Source organism: Abyssisolibacter fermentans (assembly GCF_001559865.1).
GTDB lineage: Bacteria > Bacillota > Clostridia > Tissierellales > MCWD3 > Abyssisolibacter > Abyssisolibacter fermentans.
Map to the genome: position 1 here is coordinate 1 of NZ_LOHE01000016.1, position 1,107 is coordinate 1,107.

Annotated in this window: 2 protein-coding genes; both read left to right on the forward strand. The window is 29.0% G+C overall.

What is annotated here, in order from left to right; genetic code table 11:
* Positions 1 to 414 (forward strand): biotin transporter BioY (locus AYC61_RS01150; protein ID WP_066495569.1); only part of this gene is annotated, 414 nt, incomplete at its 5' end.
* Between the two features lie 10 nt (positions 415 to 424).
* Positions 425 to 1,107: biotin synthase BioB (gene bioB / locus AYC61_RS01155; protein ID WP_066495572.1), on the forward strand; the 683-nt coding region annotated here is incomplete at its 3' end.

Below are 1,107 nucleotides of genomic sequence, written 5' to 3' on the forward strand. Positions count from 1 at the left end.
ATAGTTTATGTATGTATGGGTTTAGCAGGACTACCTGTTTTTAGTGGCGGTAAGGGTGGTTTTAATTATATAGTTGAACCTACCTTTGGATATTTAATTGGATTTATTATATGTGCATATGTTATAGGAAGACTTACTGAAAACATGGGAAAAGTCAGTGTTTTTAGGCTGCTTATTTCAGTGATGGCTGGCTTAGCAATTGTATATGTTTTGGGAGCAGCATATCTATATTTGATGTTAAATGTTTATTTAGGAAAAGCATTTACGATAAAATCGGCAATAATCAGTGGAATAGTACCATTTGTTTTATGGGATGCAATTAAAGGAGTTGTAGCTGTAGTAACAAGTGTATCAGTAATTCCAAGATTGAGAAAGCTTGGTTATATGGATAATAAAAAATTTGCTGGAAATTAGGGAGTGACATATGTATAAATTAATTAAAGACATTGAAAATAGGATTTTAAATGGTGGAAGTATTTCTTATGAAGAAAGTTTACAACTAATAAACACAAGTAATGATAATATAGAACATCTCTTTAATTCAGCTGATAAAATTAGACAAGCATATATGGGAAATAAAGCTGATTTATGTACAATAGTCAATGCAAAATCAGGAAAATGTTCTGAGAACTGTAAATACTGTGCTCAATCAATTTATTATAATACAGGTGTACATGAATATAAATTGTTATCTTATGATAATATACTAGAAAAAGCATTATATGTACAGAATAAAGGAGCTCACAGAATATCATTAGTTACTAGTGGACGTGGGGTAGCAGATGAAGATTTAAAAGAATTAGTAGAAATTTATAAGAGATTAAAAATAGACACAGATTTAAAGATATGTGCTTCACATGGTATTATAACATATGAGCAAGCATTGTTATTAAAATCTTCAGGTGTAGATATGTATCACCACAATTTAGAAACTGGTTATAAATATTATAAAAATATTTGCACTACACATAATTATGATGACAGAATAAGAACAATAGATAATCTTCAAAAAGCAGGAATTACTGTTTGTAGTGGTGGAATTATAGGAATGGATGAAACTTTAATAGATAGAATCGATATGGCATTTGAATTAAGAAGATTGAATAT